This window comes from Corallococcus sp. AB030 (genome assembly GCF_003668965.1).
Taxonomy (GTDB): Bacteria; Myxococcota; Myxococcia; order Myxococcales; family Myxococcaceae; genus Corallococcus; species Corallococcus exiguus.
Window position 1 is genome coordinate 1 of record NZ_RAWQ01000454.1, and the last position, 1,237, is coordinate 1,237.

Below are 1,237 nucleotides of genomic sequence, written 5' to 3' on the forward strand. Positions count from 1 at the left end.
GGCGCTCTCAATCGGTCGTCGCAACAGCTGACGCGAATACTTCGGCAGGCGTTCGCCATGCAAGTGTTTGACGCGGGCGCCCGTTGAGTTCATGCGCGATGGCGTCGAGTTGCTTGCCAGAGAGGGCGCTCAGGTCCACGCCCTTTGGGAAGTATTGGCGAAGGAGACCGTTGGTGTTTTCGTTGCTGCCGCGCTGCCAGGGGCTGTGCGGGTCGCAGAAGTAGACTTGGACCTGCGTGTCGATGGTGAAGCGTGCGTGCTCGGCCATCTCCTTGCCCTGGTCCCACGTCAGCGAGCGGCGCAGGTGTTCGGGCAGCCGCTGAATCTGCGCTGTCAGCGCCTCGCGGACGCGCTCTGCCGTCCGGCCGTGCGGCAGCTCGAGCAACATCACATAGCGGCTGTGGCGCTCCACGAGGGTGCCGACAGCGGACTTGCCTGCCTTGCCGATGACGAGGTCGCCCTCCCAGTGGCCCGCGACGGCGCGGTCCTCAGCTTCCGGTGGCCTCTGGCTGAGCATCACCATGTCGCGCAGCTGGCCGCCCATGTCGTTGCGCTTGCTGGGCCGGCGCTGGGTCCGGCCTGTACGCAGGCAGGCGGCGAGCTCTTTGCGGAGCGCGCCTCGTGCCTGCACGAAGAGCGAGCGGTAAATGGTTTCGTGAGACACGCGCATGTGGGGCTGCTCGGGGAAGTCCGAGCGCAGTCTGGCGGCAATCTGCTGGGGGCTCCAGCGCCGGGCCAGGCACTGCTCCACCTCGTCCCTCAGCGGGCTGCTTTCGGCGAGTTTGCGGTGCTTGGGACGACGCGCCCTGCGCTCAGCGCCTTCCTCGGCACGCCACGCCCGGTACTTCCTCCTGCCACCCGTCGCGGCCACGTCGCGCGACACGGTGGACGCGGAGCGTCCCAAACGACGCGCGATGGCGCGCATCGACTCGCCCGCCTGTACGCCGCGCGAGACTTCCTCGCGCTCCTGCAGCGATAGGCGCAAGGGCGAGCGCGGGCGCGCGCGCGGCGCGACTCCGCCCGTCTTCACCAGGAGCCGCTGAATGGATTTCTTCGAGCAGCCGATGGCCAGCGCCGCTTGCTCAAAGTTCTCGCCAGCGATGACACGCCGACGAATCTCCAGCCTGTCCTCACCTGTCAGCCTTGCTGCTTTCCCTCTGCCTCGCACCCAGTGCCTCCCGTCAAGCAGGGTGCCATGGTGAGCACCCACGTGGTGCGTTCACCGCTTGAGACCGCC

Annotated in this window: 1 protein-coding gene; it reads right to left on the minus strand. The window is 67.8% G+C overall.

The annotated features are described in order from the left end of the window. Positions 1 to 7 precede the first annotated feature (7 nt). The gene (locus D7Y15_RS43530) at positions 8 to 1,168 is read right to left on the minus strand and encodes an IS30 family transposase (protein ID WP_233605331.1); all 1,161 of its coding nucleotides are present in this window, start codon (positions 1,166 to 1,168) and stop codon (positions 8 to 10) included. Positions 1,169 to 1,237: the final 69 nt, after the last annotated feature.